Here is a 20,029-nt window from a genome sequence, read left to right on the forward strand (position 1 = left end):
TGTTCGGACCCCGTGAGGGCGTAATGATTCCCCAAACGGATCCAGACAATGCTCGAGTCAGAGTGAAACGAACCTGCGAACGCAGGTCCATGCAGCGCGCGATTATCCAGCAGGTCGCGTGACAACGCATCAGGCTGGAACAACTATTTATCGTACAAAACCCCTTGTTTTCCTATAAACAAAGGGTTTTTTGAGCTCACATTTGTAACATAAATGTTACGGGGCCATCATTGACCAGGTGCACCTGCATGTCCGCACCGAAGCGGCCACTGGCCACGTCGGTGTGCTGCGCGTTTGCCTGCTGCAAAAGATAGTCGAACAACTCGGCGCCGAGGGCCGGTGGCGCTGCCGTCGAGAAGCTCGGGCGCATGCCGTTGCGGGTGTCCGCCGCCAAGGTGAACTGCGACACCAGCAACAAACCGCCACCGACATCCTTGAGCGACAGGTTCATCTTGCCCTGCTCGTCGCTGAACACACGGTAGTTCAACAGCTTGTGCAACAGCTTATCGGCCTGTTCACGGGAATCTTCAGGCTCGACGGCCACCAGCACCAGCAAACCCTGGTCGATGGCGCCGACCACCTCCCCCGCTACCTCAACCCGCGCACCGCGCACGCGTTGGAGCAGGCCCCTCATGCTTCTTCCAGCGGCAGGTCGAGCAGGCGCCGGGCCATCTGGTCGGCGGCACGCACCAGGGCATCGGTAATACCCGGCTCGGAAGCCGCGTGGCCGGCGTCGCGGATGACTTTCAGTTCGCTGTTCGGCCAGGCCTGGTGCAGTGCCCAGGCGTTGTCCAGCGGGCAGATCACGTCGTAGCGGCCGTGCACGATAACCGCCGGCAGGTGGGCGATTTTCGGCAGGTCGCGGATCAGCTGGTCCGGCTCAAGGAACGCATTGTTCATGAAGTAGTGGCACTCGATGCGGGCGATCGACAGCGCACGTTGCGGCTCGGAGAAGCGATCGACCACCAGCGGGTTGGGGCGCAGGGTGGCAGTGCGGCCTTCCCAGGTGGACCAGGCCTTGGCGGCGTGCATCTGGGCAATCTGGTCATTGCCGGTCAGGCGCTTGTGGAAGGCCTTGACCAGATCGCCGCGCTCTTCCGGCGGAATTGGCGCGATGTAGTCCTGCCAGTAGTCCGGGAACATTCGGCTGGCGCCTTCCTGGTAGAACCACTCGATCTCCTGCGGCCGGCACAGGAAGATGCCGCGCAGGATCAAACCATGCACGCGCTCGGGGTGGGTCTGGGCATAGGCCAGGGCCAGGGTGGAGCCCCACGAACCGCCGAACAGCACCCACTTGTCGATACCCAGGTGCTCACGAATGCGCTCCAGGTCCTCGACCAGGTGCCATGTGGTGTTGTTCTCCAGGCTCGCGTGTGGCGTGGAACGGCCACAGCCGCGCTGGTCGAAGGTGATGATGCGGTACAGCGTGGGGTCGAAGTAGCAACGGCTCTGGGCGTCGCAACCGGCGCCCGGGCCACCGTGGATGAACACCACCGGCAGACCTTCTGGCGAGCCGCTTTCGTCGACATACAGCACATGCGGCGCTTCCACGGCCAGATCGTGCCGGGCGTAGGGTTTGATCTGCGGGTAGAGGGTCTGCATTGCGCACTCCGTGTGAGGATTATTCGGCCGTGGGCCATCATAAACCTGAATTGCACTTTCAGCACCGTCCTCGCTGATACGGCCAACCTTGCGGGCACACATATCTACCCCCAGCCAGCCAAGCGGCGCGGCGATAGTCCCTTGCTTCCTGTCCTGCAAGGCCTCCCCACATGCCAACATCAGTCACTGCACCGCCCAGCATCCACTACACCACCATCGAGCGCAGGGTCCCTGCGTGGCTCAGGCAAGCCCCTGCTGAAACCCATCGTGAGATGCGCAACTGGCAGCAGGCACCCGCCTGGCTGGCAACAGCCATCGCGCAACACCCGGAAATTGCCAGTGCATGGCAGGCGGAGCATGCCCGCCACCGTGAACACCAGGCACAGGTGCAGAAACTGTTCGAGCAACTCCCCGACCTGGAAACCTACGCTGCCCAAGCCCTGACCGACGCCATCAAGCAGCGATTCGGGCTGGACCTTGATGTTCGCAACACATACCTGGTCGATGCCCGCCTGATCGACACAGCCCACGCAAGCGACGCTCGCCAGGCGATCAACCAGGCCACCCGCTCGCTGCTGCACAGTGCCTTGCACAACTTCGACCTGGCCGCCTGTGCAGAGCATGGCATGGATGCGCCCGAGGCCCTGCTGAAGAAATCCGTCATTCTCGACCACCGGCGCTTCATGGGCACCGTCCCGATCACCAATGCTGTAGGGCTAGGCGCGGAAGACTTTGCCGGCCTGTGCCGTACCCTGGACATCGGCGGTCAATACCATGCGCTGGTGCATGCCATCTATTACCCTGCGGCCACGGCACAGCTCAGCGCCGATGAAGTTGCCCTGGCCGTTTATGAAACCCTGGGGCGGGCCGAAGTCTCGGCTTACCGGCAGTCCCTGCATTTCGCCCGCTTGAAAGGTGACATCAGCGAGGCGCTTTACACCGCTGCCCTTGCCACGCCGCTTGATCAAGCCCCGCAGGCCCGCTCACCCGTGTCGTTCAGCCTGCTCAACCTGTGGGAAGCCGAACTGACTGGCGTTGCGCTCATTGGCCTGCAAGCTGCAGGGCGCCAAGCCATGGTTTTGTATATTCCCGAGGACAGCACGACGCCGCTCCAGGAGTTCGACACCTGGGAAGCCTTGCAGGATGCACTGCGCGATCGCCTCCACGCCAACATCCACTACCTGGACAAGCACCTCGCCGACCGCGACAAAGCGCCAATCCTTGCCCGCCTAAAGGACCGGCTCACACCGCTCGGCTGGAGTACGCGCGGCCTGCATGAGCCGGTCCCGGACCCACATGCCACCTTGCGCCCGGTCCCACAGCCCTTTACCCATGCCTTCCAGGGCGTGATGGCGTTCCAGAAAGCCCAACGCCACGAGAAGGATGTGCTGTACCACGCCATACCGACCGAAATCGTCGACCGGCGTACTGCCCAGGCGCACCGGGAACTGATTGCCGGCCGCGTGCTGACAGCCTTGAACATCGCGGGTTTCTTCGTCCCTGGGCTGGGTGCGGCGATGCTGGCCGTATGCATGACCCAACTGGCCTTTGAAGTCTATGAGGGTATCGAAGCCTGGGAAAACGATGAGCGCGACACCGCTTATGGGTACATGATCGATGTGGTTGAAAACGTCGCGGTAATGGCCGCCCTTAGCGCAGCGGCCAAGGTGCTGAAAGGTGCCAAAAGCGGCGAATCGGGCGGTGCCGAGGCAGGGCCAAGGGTGGAGGATCCCGAAGTCGAAGAGCCCGAGGCAGAGCGGATTCCGGTGGAAACCCCCTCCTTCATCGAGGAGCTGGACGACATCGAGACACCGGATGGCCAACGCCGCCTGTGGAAGCCCGACCTTACGCCGTACCAGAGCGCTCAAGTGCTACCCGACGACCTGGAGCCGGACGCGCACGGCCTGCGTCACCACCAAGGCGGACGCTGGCTGGTGCTGGACGGCAACCGATATGCCGTCGAGCAAGTGCCGGGCACTGGCGAGTACCACCTGCAACACCCCAACAACCCTCGCCGCTACCGGCCACCCGTAAGGCATAACGGTGCCGGGGCCTGGTTGCAGATAACGGACAAACCGCTGAGCTGGTCGGGAATGACACTGCTGCGCCGGATCGGTCACTTGAACGCGCATTTCGACGACCCGACACTGCAGCGCATTGTCGCCGTCAGCGACACGCACGAAGACGTGCTACGCCGGGCCTTGGCACAAAGCCAACGGCTACCGGCCTTGCTGGAAGACACGATGCAACGCTTCAAGCTGGACGAAACGGTCAGCCAACTGCCGGATGCGGGTACGTGGCAAGCCGAGTTTTCCAGCGCCTACGCCCGCCTTCCGGGCAGCTTGGCGCCGGGTGCCGAAGCCATCCAGCGGGCATACCCCAAACTGCCGGCCGCCGTCATCGATGAGCTGGCACGCGGCGCCAGCACCCACGAACTGCACATGCTCGCCAGCGGCAAGGTGCCCTTGCGCCTTGGCGAGGAAATCCGCATTTACCAGCAACACATCCGCCTGGCCCGCGCGTATGAAGGGTTGTACCTGTCCTGTGTGCCAAGCTGGGATAGCGACCGCCTGATCATGCATACGCTCAAGCGCCTGCCAGGCTGGCCTGCCGAAACAAAACTGCAGGTGCTCCAACGCATGCACTGGCCGGCCGAAGAGCATGCCATTGGCCCGCTGGACACGCACCCGTCTACCACCATCACCCATGCCAGGGCTGGGTACATCATCCACGATGAGCGCCAGCCAAATACGGTGGTCACTGCCTACCCAAGCTTTTTTGCCGCTTTGCATGCGGCGCTGCCAGAGGCCATGGCGCAGCTGGGTGCCACCGATCAGCAAGCGTTGCAGCGCCTGGCTCGGGAAAGCCCCCTGCTGCCCCGCCCAACCTTGAGGACGGTACTGGGTATGCAGCCCGTACGCCCTGGCTACCGTTCACCCATGCGCCTCGCCGATGGCCGCCTGGGTTACCCGCTCAGTGGCGGGGCCCCCACTGCGCAAGGCGTCACCCGCCAACAGTTGATCGACGCTGTAGAAGCCTCAGGCCTGCCAGCCCGAACGGGGCGGTCGGCGGATCAGGTATTGCAGGCACTTGCCAGTCACGGGCGTACACACGCGCAGATGCTGGAACACCTGCAGCTGTTGCTGGAACAGCGCAATGAGCTGCAAAGCAGGCTGGCCGACTGGAGCGAAGCCATCACGCCAACGACAGAACAGGCGGCACGCGATCATGACAGCGTCGGTGATGCGATCTTGCAGCACTGGTATGACACGGCCCTGGAAGCATCTGAGCACCCGGCCGAACTACAGATAACGCGTGTCCCGCTGGCCGACATTCCGCTGAATCTGCCAGACTTTTTCAACACGCGTGTTCGCCGCCTGAGCCTGCTCGACCTGCTCTCGGAAGGCCTTGCGGGCTGGACCCAGAACGAGCGTTTGCTGCAACGCCTGCTCAGGCAGATGCCGCAACTGGAATCGCTGGAAATCAGCCGCTCTTACGACCCGGGGGCAAGCCCTTCGTCCTTCCTTTTCAGCATCCCTACCATCACCACGAACTTGCCCGAGCTACAGCAGCTGGTGCTGACCAACCAGAACATCGCACTGTCTGAAAACGACCTGAATCTGTTGGCCGGCCTTCGCCGCTTGAGGCATCTGGACTTGAGCGGTAACCGGCTGGCACAGCACAACAGACCAAGCTTCCATGAACTGACACTGGACTATCTGGGGCTGGACCACATGCAGCTGGCTCAATGGCCTATCGGCATTGGCAGTGATGCTTTGGGCCGTATCGCCCACCTGTCACTGCGCAACAACAACCTCAGGTCGCTACCCACGTTCCTGCTCAATGACGCAGACGTCTTGCTCAACACGCCGGTGATCTCGCTGCAGGGTAACAGCATCAACGAAACCCACTTGCAGCGCTTGCTGCTGAGCGAGCAGGCCGAGCGGGCCAACATTGCCGTTGATGTGCCGGTAGAACTCACCACAAGGCTTGCGCGCATTCGCAGTGAACGGCAGCAAATGCGCGACGCGATCGATGGCTGGGCCCAGGCCTCCAGCTCTGGCAACCCACTGACCCAGGCCGCACTGGCCGACCGACACAGCATCGAAACCGCCATTAGCCAATTCTGGGAGCACCAGGAGCAGGGCCAGCTGTACCTGCGCCTGCAACTCGAAGATGTAGCCATCGAACATTTCCCCAGGCGGCTTCCATCCTTCTTTGCCGAGCGCGTGCAAGCCATGAGCCTGACACGTTTGCGTGGTACCGCCTCACAGCTTGATGACCTGCTCAGCCGCTTCCCCAACATCACCCGGCTGACCATCGATGCCCACCAGGCAGCGACCCCTTCCCTGGCCTCTGCCTTGCTGCGCCTTAGGCAACTCTCGCACCTGGAATTTCACAACATGGGCCTGGAAGTCGACCAGGCCATGCTGGATATTTTTGCGGGGCTGGACCACCTGACATCACTGGACCTTTCGGGCAACCGCGTGGGCGCCATCAACCAGGTACCGGCACAGTTGGCCAGCAATCTGCAATCACTGGCACTGACCAACATGAACCTGCAAGCGTGGCCAAGCTGGTGCGACGGCTTGCTGCCGCTGGAGCTTCTGGATTTGAGCTCCAACAGCATCACCCAGTTGCCCGAACACATCCTCACGAACCTGAACAACCCCATGCCGATCTCATCGATCGCCTTGTTCGACAACCCTTTACCGCTTGAAACGATCCTGCGCGTGCGCACCTTCTCGGACAGCCAGCACAGCTATTCCTTTGCCTTGGATATCCCGAACAACCTGATGCTTGCTGACTCTTCGAGCGAAGGTTCACTCGACCACCCGCACTTCCCTTTGCTAGGCGACGACAGGCCAATGCTGGAGAACTGGATGCTAGGCAACCCATTGCAGAACGAAGCGTTACAAGACTGCTGGCAAACACTGGAAGGCAGTGATCTTTTACGGCTGGTGGGCCGATTGCACAACGCCGCGCCGTACGTCGACCCGAATACCCGGGCCAGCTTCTGCGAGCGGGTACGCATGATGCTGGTAGTGGCGGCAAGTAACGATACCGAGCGCCCGGTGATGGAAAGCATCGCCGCAGCCGCATTGCCAGACCCGGAAACCGGCTCGCAAACCTGCCACGATGGTGCCTTGCAGGAGTTCAACAATATCGAGCTGTACCTGATGGGTCAGCGATTGCTGGTTGATGCGGGAGATACGTTGCAAACGCTGCGTCAGCGTCTGTTGCAGCTGTTCCGGATCGATCAGCTGGAGTTACTGGCCAACAAGCGCTCAGGCTCGGGTGACCTGGTGTCGGTACGCCTGGCCTACCGCCGCGAACTGGCCAAGGAACTGGACCTCCCGATCGCCGACAGCATGCGTTTTCGTGGCGCTGCAAACCTGGCGCGCAATGAGCTTTCCAGTGTGCTGGAAAAGGTTCGGAAAATTGAACGTAGCGACGTACTGGTCGACTACATGCTGGCGAACAGCGACTGGACTGCACGCCTGCGTGCCGAGTATGCGGACCGCTTCGACGAAATAGAGGCTCGCTTCGGTCTGCGCGTACTCGAACTGGCCAGTGCCGACTACCCGCTTGCGCAAGAACTGGAGTTGCAGAAGGGTTTGCAACACGACAAGGAACAGGAGGAAGCGGAGCTGCTGCGCGAACTGACCATTGCGCAGGTAGCCAACGACTGAACCCCCATGAAGCGGGGCGACGCCGATGGCGTCGCCCCTTCCGTTCAACGCTTGTAACGCTCCGCGCCCCAAGCCAGCAGCGCCTGCAGAAGCTGCTTCAGTACGTCTTGCGTCGGTCTGGCCAAGTCTTCCCGGTAGGCAAACGGCTCGGTTTCGTCCATGTACGTGCTTTGTGCCAGCTCCAGTTGCACAGCATGGATATGGTTGGCCGGGTCACCGTAATGCCGGGTGATGTGCCCGCCTTTGAAGCGGCCATTAAGCACATGGCTATAACCTTGCGCCTTGGCGCACACGCCTTGCAGCCGCTCAGCCAATGCCGGATCACAACTGGCGCCGTTGAAAGTGCCCAGGTTGAAGTCCGGCAGCTTGCCGTCGAACAAGTGCGGGATCAGCGAACGAATGGAATGGGCATCCCACAGCAGGGCGTACCCAAACTGCTCGCGCAACCGGTCCAGCTCGCTGCGGATCGTGCCATGGTAGGGACGCCAGATTTGCTCCAGGTAGCCTTTGCGTTCTTCGCCTGAGGGCGCCAGCCCATCCTTGAACAGCGGCTCGCCCTCGAACAACGTGGCCGGATACAGGCCGGTGGTAGCGCCGGCATACAACGGCTTGTCGTCATCCGGGCGGTTGAGGTCGATGACGAAACGCGAATACTCCGCCGCGACCACGCTGGCCCCCATGTCGCGGGCAAAGTCGTACAACCGGGGGATGTGCCAGTCGGTGTCCGGCAAGCTGCGCGCCTCATCGACCAGGCCGTCGCGCACCGCGTTGCTCAGGCCCAGGCCGGCGTGCGGCATGCTGATCAGCAGCGGCAGGTGGCCTTGGTGAAAACTCAGTACCTTGTCCATCGTGCCTCGCTCAATTGGAGATTTCGTTGCCCTTGCGCACCACGCGCTTGGGCAGGTCGCCGCCCAGCCAGTAGGCCAGGTCGGCAGGACGTTCGATTTGCCAGGCGACGAAGTCGGCCACCTTGCCCACTTCCAGCGAGCCGTGGCTGTCGCCCAGGCCCAGTGCCGTGGCGGCATGTACCGTTACGCCAGCCAACGCTTCTTCCGGGGTCATGCGGAAACAGGTGCAGCCCATGTTCAGCATCAGCCGCAGCGACAGCCCTGGTGACGTGCCGGGGTTGAGGTCGCTGGCCAGGGCAATTTTCACCCCGTGGCGGCGCAAGGCATCCATGGGCGGCAACTGGGTTTCACGCAGGAAGTAGAAGGCGCCCGGTAGCAGCACAGCGACTGTGCCGGCGGCGGCCATGGCGATGGCGTCTTCCTCGGTCATGAACTCCAGGTGGTCAGCCGACAGTGCCTGGTAACGCGCTGCAAGGCTGGAGCCGTGCAGCGACGACAGTTGTTCGGCGTGCAGCTTGACCGGCAAGCCCAGCTCACGCGCTTTGATGAACAGCCGCTCGACCTGGGCCGGGGAGAACGCCAGGTGTTCGCAGAAGGCATCTACTGCATCCACCAGGCCTTCGGCCGCCAGGGCAGGCAGCATCTCGTCGCAGATGTGCGCGATGTAGTCGTCGGGCCGGCCGGCGTACTCCGGTGGCAAGGCGTGCGCGGCCAGGCAGGTGGCGCGCACCGCCAGCGGCAGTTCGTCGGCCAGCCGCCGGGCCACGCGCAGCATCTTGCGTTCGTTGGCCAGGTCCAGGCCGTAGCCGGACTTGACCTCGATCGTGGTCACGCCATCGCGCATCAGCGCCTGAACCCGCTGGCGAGCACTGGCGAACAGCTCGTCTTCGCTGGCCGCACGGGTAGCCCGCACGGTGCTGGCGATACCGCCGCCCTGGGCAGCGATTTCGGCATAGCTCACGCCCTGCAGGCGCTGCTCGAACTCACCGCTTCGGTTGCCACCGAACACCGCGTGGGTGTGGCAGTCGATCAGCCCCGGGGTGACCCAGGCGCCGCCCAGGTCCACCGTGCGGTCAGCGTCGACCGGCGCCAGCTCGGCGCGTGGGCCGATCCACTCGATCAGCCCGGCACAGGTGACGATGGCCGCGTCCTCGATGGCCGAATAACGGCCCTCGGCCATGGTAGCCACATGGCAATGCTGCCAGAGGGTTCTCATGCACAATCTCCTTTACTAACGGTGCAGCTCGACGGGTTCTGCGGCCGGCTTGCCCTGCCCTGCACGCGGCTTGCACCACAGCAGGTAGGACGCCACCAGGAACACCACCCAGACCACGCCGACGATCAGTGCCGCCTGGGTGTCCGGGAAGTAGCCGAGCACACCAAAGATGAACACCATGAACGCAATGGCCATGGCCGGGCCGTAAGGCCAGAACGGTACCGGGAACTTGAGTTGGGCCACTTCCTCACGGCTCATGCTGCGGCGCATGGCCACCTGGGTAAGCAGGATCATCAGCCACACCCACACAGTGGCGAAGGTGGCAATGGACGCGATGAGCAGGAACACGTTTTCCGGGATCAGGTAGTTGAGCAGCACACCGATCAGCAGTGCAGCGCCCATCACCACCACGGTCATCCACGGCACGCCATGTTTCGACAGTTTGCCGAAGCTGCGTGGCGCATGGCCTTGGTGGGCCAGGCCATACATCATGCGGCCGGCGCCGAAGATGTCGCTGTTGATGGCCGAGATGGCGGCAGAAATCACCACGATGTTCAGCACGGCGGCGGCAGAGCCAATGCCCAGGTTGCTGAAGATCTGCACGAACGGGCTGCCTTGGCTGCCGATCTGCGGCCATGGGTACAGGCACATCAGCACGAACAGGGTGAGTACGTAGAACAGCAGGATGCGCAGCGGCACGGCGTTGATCGCCTTGGGAATGACGCGCTGCGGGTCTTTGGCCTCACCAGCGGTGACGCCGATGATCTCGATGCCGCCGAAGGCGAACATCACCACGGCAAACGACGCGATCAGGCCACCCACGCCGTTAGGCATGAAGCCGCCGTGGTCGAACAGGTTGCTGACGCCGACGGCATGCCCGGTACCCACCTGGCTGAAGCCGAAAGCCATGATGCCGAGGCCGGCCAGGATCATCGCCACGATGGCGCCGACCTTGAGCAGCGACAGCCAGAACTCCATCTCGCCGAATACCTTGACGTTGCACAGGTTGAGGCCGCCGATCAGGAAGACGATGCCCAGCACCCAGATCCAGCGGGCCACTTCCGGGAACCAGAAGCCCATGTAGATACCGAAGGCGGTGACGTCGGCGATGGCGACGATGACCATTTCGAAGGCGTAGGTCCAGCCGAGGATGAAGCCGGCCATGGGGCCGAGGTAGGTGCTGGCGTAGTGGCCGAAGGAGCCGGCCACCGGGTTGTGCACGGCCATTTCGCCGAGGGCGCGCATGACCATGAATACGGCAGCGCCGCCGATCAGGTAGGCCAGCAGCACGGCCGGGCCGGCCATCTGGATGGCCGAGGCGGAGCCGTAGAACAGCCCGGTGCCGATGGCAGAACCGAGGGCCATGAAACGGATGTGGCGGGCACTTAGCCCGCGCTTGAGACCTTGAGCTTGTTGCATGTCACGTCCTTAAATTGTTTTTGTGGTCGTGAGATCGAGGGGGCTGCCTTGCAGCCCAATCGCCGGCAAGCCAGCTCCCACAGAGATGGTGTGTCGCATCTCCAACTGTGGGAGCCGGCTTGCCGGCGATGGGCCGCACAGCGGCCCTAGAGGCATTACAGGCTTGGCAGCACACCCGCCGGCAGCAAACCGGTCAGGCTACCCTTGGCCAACAGTTCCACGGCCTTTTCGATGTCTGGCGCGAAGAAACGGTCACGGTCGTAGTGCGGCACTTCGCTGCGCAGCGCCTTGCGCGCCTGCTCCAGCTTCGTGGAAGTCTTCAGGCCTTTGCGCAGGTCCAGGCCCTGGCAGGCGCCCAGCCATTCGATGGCTAGCACGCCACGGGTGTTTTCAGCCATTTCCCACAGGCGCTTGCCAGCTGCCGGGGCCATCGACACGTGGTCTTCCTGGTTGGCCGAAGTCGGCAGGCTGTCGACGCTGTGCGGGTGCGACAGGGCCTTGTTTTCGCTGGCCAGGGCGGCAGCGGTCACCTGGGCGATCATGAAACCGGAGTTGACCCCGCCGTTTTCCACCAGGAATGGCGGCAGCTGGGACATGTGCTTGTCCATCATCAGCGAGATGCGGCGCTCGCTGAGCGAGCCGATTTCGGCGATGGCCAGGGCAATGTTGTCGGCAGCCATGGCCACCGGCTCGGCGTGGAAGTTACCACCGGAAATCACATCACCTTCGGCGGCGAACACCAGCGGGTTGTCGGACACGGCGTTGGCTTCGATGCCCAGCACTTCGGCAGCCTGGCGCAGCTGGGTGAGGCAGGCGCCCATGACCTGCGGCTGGCAGCGCAGGGAGTACGGGTCCTGGACCTTGTCGCAGTTCTTGTGCGACAGCGACACTTCGCTGGAATCGCCCAGCAGGTCGCGGAAGCAAGCGGCGGTGTCGATCTGGCCGCGCTGGCCACGCACTTCGTGGATACGCGCATCGAACGGCGAACGCGAGCCCAATGCCGCTTCGACGCTCAGGCCACCGCAGGCGATGGCGGCAGCGTACAGGTCTTCACCCTGGAACAGGCCGCGCAGGGCGTAGGCGGTGGAAGCCTGGGTACCGTTGAGCAGGGCCAGGCCCTCTTTGGCAGCCAGGGTCAGCGGTTCGAGGCCGGCAACTGCCAGGGCTTCGGTGGCCGACAGCCACTGGCCTTTGTAGCGGGCCTTGCCTTCGCCCAGCAGCACCAGCGACATGTGCGCCAGCGGCGCCAGGTCACCGGATGCGCCCACCGAGCCTTTCAGCGGGATGTGTGGGTAGACTTCGGCGTTGACCAGGGCGATCAGCGCGTCGATGACCTTGCGGCGAATGCCGGAGAAGCCACGGCTGAGGCTGTTGATTTTCAGCACCATGATCAGACGCACCAGGTCGTCATCCAGCGGCGCGCCAACACCGGCTGCGTGGGACAGCACCAGCGAGCGCTGCAGGTTTTCCAGATCGTGGCTGGCGATGCGGGTCGAGGCCAGCAGGCCGAAACCGGTGTTGATGCCGTAGGCGGTACGGTCTTCGGCAATGATCTGCTCGACGCAGGCAACGCTGGCGTCAATGGCCGGCGCGGCGCTGGCATCCAGTTGCAGGCGCACGGGCGCGGCGTGGATCGCGCGCAGCTGGGCCAGGGTCAGGGTGCCAGGCTTGAGGGTGAGTTCGGTCACGTTGCTACTCCAAATCGCGTGGAGCCGCAGGCCCGTTTTTCGGTGCCTGCGCGCTCCTTCTTGTTGTTCAGTATCACCCCTTGTGGGGTGTGATCCAAAGCGTGGCGATCAGCCAGTGATCATCGGTAGGTCCAGGCCCTGCTCCTTGGCGCAGTCGATGGCGATGTCGTAACCGGCATCGGCGTGGCGCATCACACCAGTCCCCGGGTCGTTGGTCAGCACGCGGGCGATACGCTCGGCGGCTTCATCGGTACCGTCGCAGACGATGACCATGCCCGAGTGCTGCGAGAAGCCCATGCCCACGCCACCGCCGTGGTGCAGCGACACCCAGGTGGCGCCGCCTGCGGTGTTCAGCAGGGCGTTGAGCAGCGGCCAGTCGGAAACAGCGTCCGAGCCATCACGCATGGCTTCGGTTTCGCGGTTAGGGCTGGAGACCGAACCCGAGTCCAGGTGATCACGGCCGATCACCACCGGTGCCGACAGCTCGCCGCTGCGGACCATTTCGTTGAACGCCAGGCCCAGCTTGGCGCGCAGGCCCAGGCCAACCCAGCAGATACGTGCCGGCAGGCCCTGGAAGCTGATGCGCTCGCGGGCCATGTCCAGCCAGCGGTGCAGGTGGGCGTCGTCGGGGATCAGTTCTTTGACCTTGGCGTCGGTCTTGTAGATGTCCTCGGCATCGCCAGACAGCGCCGCCCAGCGGAACGGGCCGATACCACGGCAGAACAGCGGGCGGATGTAGGCTGGCACGAAGCCCGGGAAGTCGAAGGCGTTGGCCACGCCTTCTTCCTTGGCCATCTGACGGATGTTGTTGCCGTAGTCGAAGGTCGGGATGCCTTGTTTCTGGAAGTCCAGCATGGCTTGTACGTGCACGGCCATCGACTGCTTGGCGGCCTTGACCACGGCAGCCGGCTCGGTCTGCGCACGGTCGCGGTACTGTTCCCAGGTCCAGCCGGCTGGCAGGTAGCCGTTCAGTGGGTCGTGGGCGCTGGTCTGGTCGGTGACCATGTCCGGGCGCACGCCACGCTTGACCAGCTCTGGCAGGATTTCGGCAGCGTTGCCGTGCAGGGCGATGGAGATGGCCTTGCCTTCGGCGGTGTACTTGGCGATGCGCGCCAGGGCGTCGTCGAGGTCGGTGGCCTGCTCGTCGACGTAGCGGGTTTCCAGGCGGAAGTCGATGCGGCTCTGCTGGCATTCGATGTTCAGCGAGCAGGCGCCGGCCAGGGTAGCGGCCAGTGGCTGTGCGCCGCCCATGCCGCCCAGGCCTGCGGTGAGTACCCACTTGCCTTTCAGGCTGCCGCCGTAGTGCTGGCGACCGGCTTCGACGAAGGTTTCATAGGTGCCCTGGACGATGCCCTGGCTGCCGATGTAGATCCAGCTGCCGGCGGTCATCTGGCCGTACATGGCCAGGCCTTTGGCGTCCAGTTCGTTGAAGTGTTCCCAGTTGGCCCAGTGCGGCACCAGGTTGGAGTTGGCGATCAGCACGCGTGGGGCGTTGCTGTGGGTCTTGAACACGCCGACCGGCTTGCCCGACTGCACCAGCAGGGTTTCGTCGTCTTCCAGGCGGGTGAGGGTTTCGACGATCTTGTCGTAGCATTCCCAGTTACGGGCGGCGCGGCCAATACCGCCGTACACCACCAGTTCTTTCGGGTTTTCCGCGACCTGCGGGTCGAGGTTGTTCATCAGCATGCGCAGTGGCGCTTCGGTCAGCCAGCTTTTGGCGGTCAGCTTGTTGCCACGTGGGGCACGGATTTCAACGTCACGGTATTTGTTGTTGTCGGTCACGGGAAAGGTCCTCTGCGGTCGTCCGCGGGCGGGTATGTCGTGGTCAATATACAAACACACCTTTACTTGTATGTACAAGCATGGACAACTAAAAATTTCGGACTGATCCGCTGAATGGTTGAAAAAAACGGGGCCGCTTTGCGGCCCCGGCTATCTCAGTGTGAAATGAGTTCGATCAGGCAGAACCGCCCCTGAACCTCCAGCCCAAGCAATTCGTCATTGCCCTCCAGCCGCAGGCAGTCATGCAACCCCAACCGCTGCACCTCACGCCCTGCCATGGTCACCTCAACCTGGCTACTGGCCGCAAACAACAACACCGTCGACGCCGAGCTGTACAACCGGCTGGTGCCATCGAACCACTGCAACCGCGCCCGATACCGCAGCGGTGCATAGATCAGGTTGAAATCGCGAATCGGCCCGCCCAAGAGCTTGCAGCTGACCTGGCTTTCGCCGCTGAAGGCAAAGGCATCCAACGGCAACAACGGTCGGCTGGCCTGGCCATCGACCAGCAGTCGCATGCCATCGCCCTGCAGCACAGTGATGATCCGCTGGTAGCCGGCGAACGTGGAAAAGCCGCCCGACTCCTCGATATCGGCAATCGACAGGCGCCAGCCAAAACCGTCCAGCCCTTCACCGCTGTCGCGGGTAATTTCTTCGGTGAAACCACCACCGTTCTTCCACGGCATGCGCGGGTAATCCTGCGCACGCAACAACTGCAGTTGGCTCATTTACTGAAACGTCCTTCCAGGCGATGACGGGAACCGGGGTGTATCAACCGTGCAGCGGTCACCGGCTGGCGGCCGGACCAGGTGCGGCGGCGAATCAGCAGGCAAGGCTCGCCCCGCTCGATCTGCAACAGGGTGCATTCGTCCGGCTCGGCCAGGATGGCCTCGACCACGTGCTCGCCCTCGGTCAGCGGCGCCACCTGGGACAGGTAGGCGTAAGGCGTCTGCCGGGTGAAATCCTGCTTGAGGTAGTCGGGTGCGATTGCCGCGTTGACGTAGCGGTCCTCGATCTGCACCGGCACGCCATTCTCGAAATGCACGATCAACGAGTGGAACACCCGCTGGCCTTCACGCATGTCCAGCGCCAGGGCCCGTTCGGAGCCGGCGGCTTCCTCAGCCAGGGTGATCACCTGGCAGCTATGCTGATGGCCGCGCGCGGCAATTTCGTCGGCAATGTTGTTGACCTCGAACAACGCCGATCGGCCCTTGGGCTCAGCCACGAAGGTACCCACGCCTTGCATGCGCACCAGCAGGCCTTCAGCCGTAAGCTCGCGCAGGGCGCGGTTGATGGTCATGCGGCTGAAACCCAGCTCGCTGACCAGTTCGCTCTCGGAGGGAACCCGGTGGTGTGGCGGCCAGCTGCCGTTGTCGATCTGCTGGACGATCATTTGTTTGACCCGGGCATACAGCGGCGCCGGGCCCTCGCCCATCTGGGCAACCAGCGCGGAGACAGGAGGTGTCGGCACGGCGTTGAGTCCTTTGCAATGGAATGAGCGGTAGCTTGCCGCAGTTTACCCGGCAGGCAAACGCCTGTATATGTATATACAAGTTAACAATAACAGGATTTCACCGATGTCCGCCTACTTCGCCGAACGCGCCCTGCTGCCAACGGGCTGGGCCAGCCATGTCCGTATCGAGGTCGCCAGCGATGGCCATGTAGCCAGCATCGAGCCGGGCGCTTCGGCCGAAGGGGCTGAACGCCTGGCCGGCCCGTTGCTGCCCGGCATGCCCAACCTGCACTCGCATGCCTTCCAGCGCGCCATGGCAGGCCTGGCGGAAGTCGCCGGCAACCCCAACGACAGTTTCTGGACATGGCGCGACCTGATGTACCGCCTGGTCGGGCAGATCACCCCGGACCAGCTGCAGGTCATCGCCCGCCAGCTGTACATCGAGATGCTCAAGGCCGGCTACACCTCGGTAGCCGAGTTTCATTACGTGCACCATGACAATGCCGGCAAGGCCTACGCCGACCCGGCCGAGCTTTCCCGCCGCATCAGCGCGGCTGCGGCCGACAGCGGCATTGGCCTGACCTTGCTGCCGGTGCTGTACAGCCACGCCGGGTTTGGTGGCCAGGCACCGAACGACGGGCAGCGGCGCTTCATCAATTCCACCGAAGGGTACCTGCAACTGCAGGCGCAACTGTCCCCGATCCTGGCCGCGCAGCCTGCACAGCAGTTGGGCCTGTGCTTCCACTCGCTGCGTGCGGTAACGCCTGGGCAGATCGCCGACGTGATGGCGGCCAGCGACAAGCATTGCCCGGTGCATATCCATATCGCCGAGCAGCAGAAGGAAGTGGACGACTGCCTGGCCTGGAGCGGCCTGCGCCCGCTGCAATGGCTGTACGAACATGTGGATGTCGATCACCGTTGGTGCCTGGTGCATGCCACCCATGCCGAGCCGGATGAAGTCACCGCCATGGCCCGCAGCGGTGCCGTGGCCGGGCTGTGCCTGACCACCGAGGCCAACCTGGGTGACGGTATTTTCCCGGCGGTGGACTACCTGGCGCAGGGCGGGCGCATGGGCATTGGTTCCGACAGCCATGTGTCGCTGAGCGTGGTGGAAGAACTGCGCTGGCTGGAATATGGCCAGCGCCTGCGTGACCAGCGGCGTAACCGCCTGTACCGCGGCGATCAGCCGATAGTCGGGCGCACGCTGTATGACGCGGCACTGGCAGGTGGTGCGCAGGCGCTGGGGCAAGGAATTGGAGAGCTGGCCGTGGGCAAGCGTGCCGACTGGCTGGTGCTCGACGGGCAGGACCCTTACATCGCCTTGGCCGATGGCGATGCCATTCTCAACCGCTGGCTGTTTGCGGGCGGGGATCGCCAGGTGCGGGATGTGATGGTGAATGGGCAGTGGGTAGTGCGCCAGGGGCGGCATGCACAGGAAGAGGAAAGCGGGCGGGCGTTTGCTGGGGTGTTGCGGCAACTCTTGGGCTGAGCATATTGGGGCTGCTTTGCAGCCCTTCGCGGGCACGCCCGCTCCCACAGGTTCTGCGCTAAACCCTGTGGGAGCGGGCGTGCCCGCGAAGGGTTGCAAAGCAACCCCAGAAAATCAGTGCATTTTTACTATTTGCTGATCGGACGCCCGCCAGATCAGTCGGCTGGTGTCATACCCCTGCTGTCGTGCCTTGGACAGCAGGTTCTCGCGCTCCCACGCCGGCAATGTCGGCGTACGCGACAGAATCCACAGGTGCTTGCGATCCGGGCTGCCGACCACCGCCGTGCGGTAACGGTCATCCACATACAAAATCCAGTACTCGCCCCGAGCCACGCCCGGTACCAGCTTGGTGAACCAGTTATCGAACTCGACCCACAGCTTGTCGGTATGCCCCGGTTCCTGAATGCTGGCGTGCCCCTCGGCACGCAGCCATTCATCACCCATGGTGCGGCAGCGGTTGAGCACGCCAAAGCTGCCATCCGGCTTGAGGTTGTAGTGCGCCTCGGACTGCTCGCAGCCGGTCTGGTAGCGCATAGGCAGGCGTGCCAGCTCGAACCATTTGCCCTGATAGCGCTTGAGGTCGACATTGCCGGCGGTTTTCGGCGCCAGCGGGTCGTGCACGGAGCCTGCACAACCGCCCAGCAGCAACGCCAGGCATACCCCCATCAGCAGGTACGCACGCCTCATTTGAGACCCTGCCCTGAATACATCAGCACCTTGTCAGCTGCGTACTGCACGCTGATGAAGCTCTTCTCGTCCCCCCAGGTGCAGCTGCTCATGCCCAGCGCGCCAGAGCACTCGGTCGGCGTGCCGAGCAACTGCTCGACCTCGGCCTTGTTCATACCGGCCTTGATCTTGGAATAGTTTTCCTGGTTGATCTTGCTGCAGGCAGTCAGGACGACGCACAGCGACAACAGGGCGAGGGAACGCAACGACATGAAGGACACTCCTGGAGAGGGGATACAGGCGAGTGGCCTGCAGTGACCTTCGACGGAAAAAACCCTCCCGGGTTCCCTGCCCCACCCCATTTACCCCTACACCATTGGTCGGGTGGCCACTACCGTGCGATTAATCACAAAGTAATAGTCATCTCCCAATAAAAAAGGCCGCCCCTTGTAGGAGCGGCCTTGCGTCGCGACGGCCTGCGCAGCAGGCCCAATGCCTCAGAACCTGGACCCGGGCTCCAGCAAAAAGTCCATCTCTTCACTGGTGCTCGGCCGCTCCAGCACCAGATTGCGGTGCGGGAAGCGCCCGAACCGGGCAATCACGCGCTGATGCTGCTCGGCATAGTCGAGGAAGCCTTCGAACAGCCGGCGATGGGCCTCTGGCTGCTCGTCGAGCAATACCTGATAACGCTCGACACACAGGTTCTGCCAGTCCAGCACCTCGGCATGCTCCAGCACCAGCAGCACGAACACCCGCTGGATGGGCAGCAACTGGTAGTCCCAGCCCTTCTGCAGGCCCTGCATGGCCACCACCTGGGCACGCCGGTCGCCCTCGAAGGCCCGCGGCGTGTCGCGGTAGATCATGCGCGGCAACTGGTCCAGCAGAATCAGCAGGCCCAGCCAGCCCTGCGGGCTTTGCTGCCACTCGTCGAGCCCGCCGGCCAAGGCCTGCTCGGTCAGGTCGCCAAACAGCGCATGGGCATCGGCATCGTGATGCTTGCCGAACCACAGCGTGCTCTTCTCGTCAGCCACGGCCTGGGGACTGGTGCCCCAACCGAACCACCATTCCAGCAACGGCTGCCAAGGTGCGAGCATGACTTACTCCTTGTGGTAGGCGGTAACGCGCTCGACCTCTTCCTTCGAGCCGAGGATCACCGACACGCGCTGGTGCAGGCTTTCTGGCTTGATGTCGAGGATGCGATCGTAACCGTTGGTAGAGGCGCCGCCGGCCTGCTCGATGATGAAGGACATCGGGTTGGCTTCGTACATCAGGCGCAGCTTGCCCGGCTTGCTTGGCTCACGGGCGTCACGTGGGTACATGAACAGACCGCCACGGGTCAGGATGCGGTGCACGTCGGCCACCATCGAGGCGATCCAGCGCATGTTGTAGTTCTTCTTCAGCGGGCCGGTCTCGCCTGCCAGCAGCTCGCCCACGTAGCGTTGTACCGGGGCTTCCCAGTGGCGCTGGTTGGACATGTTGATGGCGAATTCGGCGGTGCTTTCCGGCACACGGATGTTTTCGTGAGTCAGAACGAAGCTGCCCAGCTCGCGGTCCAGGGTGAAGCCCTTCACGCCATTGCCCAGGGTGAGGATCAGCATGGTCTGCGGGCCGTAGATGGCGTAACCGGCGGCGACCTGCTGGGTGCCTGGCTGCAGGAAGGCGTTTTCGTTCAGGGTTTCGTTCTGGCTCAGGTATTCGTTAGGGCAACGCAGTACCGAAAAGATGGTGCCGACCGACACGTTGACGTCGATGTTCGACGAACCGTCCAGCGGGTCGAAGACCAGCAGGTAGGCGCCTTTCGGGTATTTGCCCGGAATCTGGTAGGCGTTGTCCATTTCTTCGGACGCCATGCCGGCCAGGTGGCCGCCCCACTCGTTGGCTTCCAGCAGGATATCGTTGGAAATCACGTCCAGTTTCTTCTGGACTTCGCCCTGCACGTTTTCAGTGCCCATGCTGCCCAGCACACCACCCAGGGCGCCTTTGGACACGTGATGGCTGATTTCCTTGCACGCACGCGCCACCACTTCGATCAGGAAGCGCAGATCGGCAGGGGTATTGTTGCTGCGGGTCTGCTCAATCAGATAGCGACTCAGGGTAACGCGGGACATGTATGGCTCCGAACGGATTGGGGGGGATGAAAAACCCCCGCAGTTTACAGGGAGAGTTGCAGGCT

The 20,029-nt window shown here is 63.1% G+C and carries 15 protein-coding genes; 2 read left to right on the forward strand and 13 right to left on the reverse strand.

Features of this window, described 5'->3' with window-relative positions:
• Positions 1-196 precede the first annotated feature (196 nt).
• Both dtd and pip read right to left on the reverse strand, forming a co-directional pair.
• Positions 197-634 carry a D-aminoacyl-tRNA deacylase gene (gene dtd, locus A0O30_RS10275; RefSeq protein WP_019098637.1) on the reverse strand — a complete coding sequence of 146 codons (438 nt, stop codon included), beginning with the start codon at positions 632-634 and terminating at the stop codon, positions 197-199.
• Positions 631-1,602 (reverse strand): prolyl aminopeptidase, encoded by a 972-nt coding sequence (gene pip, locus A0O30_RS10280; RefSeq protein WP_060500625.1) that lies wholly within the window; start codon positions 1,600-1,602, stop codon positions 631-633. Before pip ends, dtd begins: the two co-directional genes overlap by 4 nt.
• A gap of 170 nt (positions 1,603-1,772) precedes the next feature.
• On the opposite strand from pip, the gene A0O30_RS10285 reads away from it, so the two are divergent.
• Positions 1,773-7,295, forward strand: coding sequence for a dermonecrotic toxin domain-containing protein (locus A0O30_RS10285; protein WP_256589642.1), 5,523 nt, complete (start codon positions 1,773-1,775; stop codon positions 7,293-7,295).
• Between the two features lie 44 nt (positions 7,296-7,339).
• Here the strand turns inward: A0O30_RS10285 and hutG are convergent, their stop codons facing one another.
• From hutG to hutC, 7 genes are all read right to left on the reverse strand, one after another.
• The gene (hutG, locus tag A0O30_RS10290) at positions 7,340-8,143 is read right to left on the reverse strand and encodes an N-formylglutamate deformylase (RefSeq protein ID WP_105946399.1); all 804 of its coding nucleotides are present in this window, start codon (positions 8,141-8,143) and stop codon (positions 7,340-7,342) included.
• 10 nt (positions 8,144-8,153) lie between these two features.
• Positions 8,154-9,359 (reverse strand): imidazolonepropionase, encoded by a 1,206-nt coding sequence (gene hutI, locus A0O30_RS10295; protein WP_105946400.1) that lies wholly within the window; start codon positions 9,357-9,359, stop codon positions 8,154-8,156.
• Between the two features lie 15 nt (positions 9,360-9,374).
• Positions 9,375-10,778 carry an amino acid permease gene (locus tag A0O30_RS10300; protein WP_060500633.1) on the reverse strand — a complete coding sequence of 468 codons (1,404 nt, stop codon included), beginning with the start codon at positions 10,776-10,778 and terminating at the stop codon, positions 9,375-9,377.
• A 155-nt stretch (positions 10,779-10,933) separates the two neighbouring features.
• Positions 10,934-12,466 carry a histidine ammonia-lyase gene (gene hutH / locus A0O30_RS10305; RefSeq protein WP_104833820.1) on the reverse strand — a complete coding sequence of 511 codons (1,533 nt, stop codon included), beginning with the start codon at positions 12,464-12,466 and terminating at the stop codon, positions 10,934-10,936.
• A 108-nt stretch (positions 12,467-12,574) separates the two neighbouring features.
• Positions 12,575-14,248 (reverse strand): urocanate hydratase, encoded by a 1,674-nt coding sequence (gene hutU / locus A0O30_RS10310; protein ID WP_104833819.1) that lies wholly within the window; start codon positions 14,246-14,248, stop codon positions 12,575-12,577.
• A gap of 155 nt (positions 14,249-14,403) precedes the next feature.
• Positions 14,404-14,976, reverse strand: a complete 573-nt coding sequence (locus tag A0O30_RS10315) for a HutD family protein (protein ID WP_105946401.1) — start codon at positions 14,974-14,976, stop codon at positions 14,404-14,406.
• Positions 14,973-15,683, reverse strand: coding sequence for a histidine utilization repressor (gene hutC, locus A0O30_RS10320; protein ID WP_156866887.1), 711 nt, complete (start codon positions 15,681-15,683; stop codon positions 14,973-14,975). Before hutC ends, A0O30_RS10315 begins: the two co-directional genes overlap by 4 nt.
• 142 nt (positions 15,684-15,825) lie before the next feature.
• On the opposite strand from hutC, the gene A0O30_RS10325 reads away from it, so the two are divergent.
• Positions 15,826-17,190: a formimidoylglutamate deiminase gene (locus A0O30_RS10325; RefSeq protein ID WP_105946402.1), complete on the forward strand. Its 1,365-nt coding sequence runs from the start codon at positions 15,826-15,828 to the stop codon at positions 17,188-17,190.
• A gap of 114 nt (positions 17,191-17,304) precedes the next feature.
• On the opposite strand, the gene A0O30_RS10330 is transcribed toward A0O30_RS10325, so the two are convergent.
• The 4 genes from A0O30_RS10330 to A0O30_RS10345 form a co-directional block, all read right to left on the reverse strand.
• Entirely contained in the window at positions 17,305-17,877 is a 573-nt protein-coding gene (locus A0O30_RS10330) for a lipocalin family protein (RefSeq protein WP_019098302.1), read from the reverse strand.
• A complete protein-coding gene (gene bamE, locus A0O30_RS10335; RefSeq protein WP_003249234.1) occupies positions 17,874-18,128 on the reverse strand; it encodes an outer membrane protein assembly factor BamE in 255 nt (84 codons plus the stop codon). The genes A0O30_RS10330 and bamE overlap by 4 nt, the downstream gene beginning before the upstream one ends.
• A 225-nt stretch (positions 18,129-18,353) precedes the next feature.
• Positions 18,354-18,950: a DUF924 family protein gene (locus tag A0O30_RS10340; RefSeq protein WP_019098301.1), complete on the reverse strand. Its 597-nt coding sequence runs from the start codon at positions 18,948-18,950 to the stop codon at positions 18,354-18,356.
• A 3-nt stretch (positions 18,951-18,953) separates the two neighbouring features.
• Positions 18,954-19,964, reverse strand: coding sequence for a class 1 fructose-bisphosphatase (locus A0O30_RS10345; protein ID WP_016712457.1), 1,011 nt, complete (start codon positions 19,962-19,964; stop codon positions 18,954-18,956).
• Positions 19,965-20,029 lie beyond the last annotated feature (65 nt).

Source organism: Pseudomonas sp. LLC-1 (assembly GCF_002992185.1).
Classification (GTDB): domain Bacteria; phylum Pseudomonadota; class Gammaproteobacteria; order Pseudomonadales; family Pseudomonadaceae; genus Aquipseudomonas; species Aquipseudomonas monteilii.

Bases quoted from the DNA above. Each gene is read 5' to 3' on its own strand.
- dtd (WP_019098637.1), bottom strand. From the start codon at position 634: ATGAGGGGCCTGCTCCAACGCGTGCGCGGTGCGCGGGTTGAGGTAGCG.
- pip (WP_060500625.1), bottom strand. From the start codon at position 1,602: ATGCAGACCCTCTACCCGCAGATCAAACCCTACGCCCGGCACGATCTG.
- A0O30_RS10285 (WP_256589642.1), top strand. From the start codon at position 1,773: ATGCCAACATCAGTCACTGCACCGCCCAGCATCCACTACACCACCATC.
- hutG (WP_105946399.1), bottom strand. From the start codon at position 8,143: ATGGACAAGGTACTGAGTTTTCACCAAGGCCACCTGCCGCTGCTGATC.
- hutI (WP_105946400.1), bottom strand. From the start codon at position 9,359: ATGAGAACCCTCTGGCAGCATTGCCATGTGGCTACCATGGCCGAGGGC.
- A0O30_RS10300 (WP_060500633.1), bottom strand. From the start codon at position 10,778: ATGCAACAAGCTCAAGGTCTCAAGCGCGGGCTAAGTGCCCGCCACATC.
- A0O30_RS10315 (WP_105946401.1), bottom strand. From the start codon at position 14,976: ATGAGCCAACTGCAGTTGTTGCGTGCGCAGGATTACCCGCGCATGCCG.
- hutC (WP_156866887.1), bottom strand. From the start codon at position 15,683: ATGGGCGAGGGCCCGGCGCCGCTGTATGCCCGGGTCAAACAAATGATC.
- A0O30_RS10325 (WP_105946402.1), top strand. From the start codon at position 15,826: ATGTCCGCCTACTTCGCCGAACGCGCCCTGCTGCCAACGGGCTGGGCC.
- A0O30_RS10330 (WP_019098302.1), bottom strand. From the start codon at position 17,877: ATGAGGCGTGCGTACCTGCTGATGGGGGTATGCCTGGCGTTGCTGCTG.
- bamE (WP_003249234.1), bottom strand. From the start codon at position 18,128: ATGTCGTTGCGTTCCCTCGCCCTGTTGTCGCTGTGCGTCGTCCTGACT.
- A0O30_RS10340 (WP_019098301.1), bottom strand. From the start codon at position 18,950: ATGCTCGCACCTTGGCAGCCGTTGCTGGAATGGTGGTTCGGTTGGGGC.
- A0O30_RS10345 (WP_016712457.1), bottom strand. From the start codon at position 19,964: ATGTCCCGCGTTACCCTGAGTCGCTATCTGATTGAGCAGACCCGCAGC.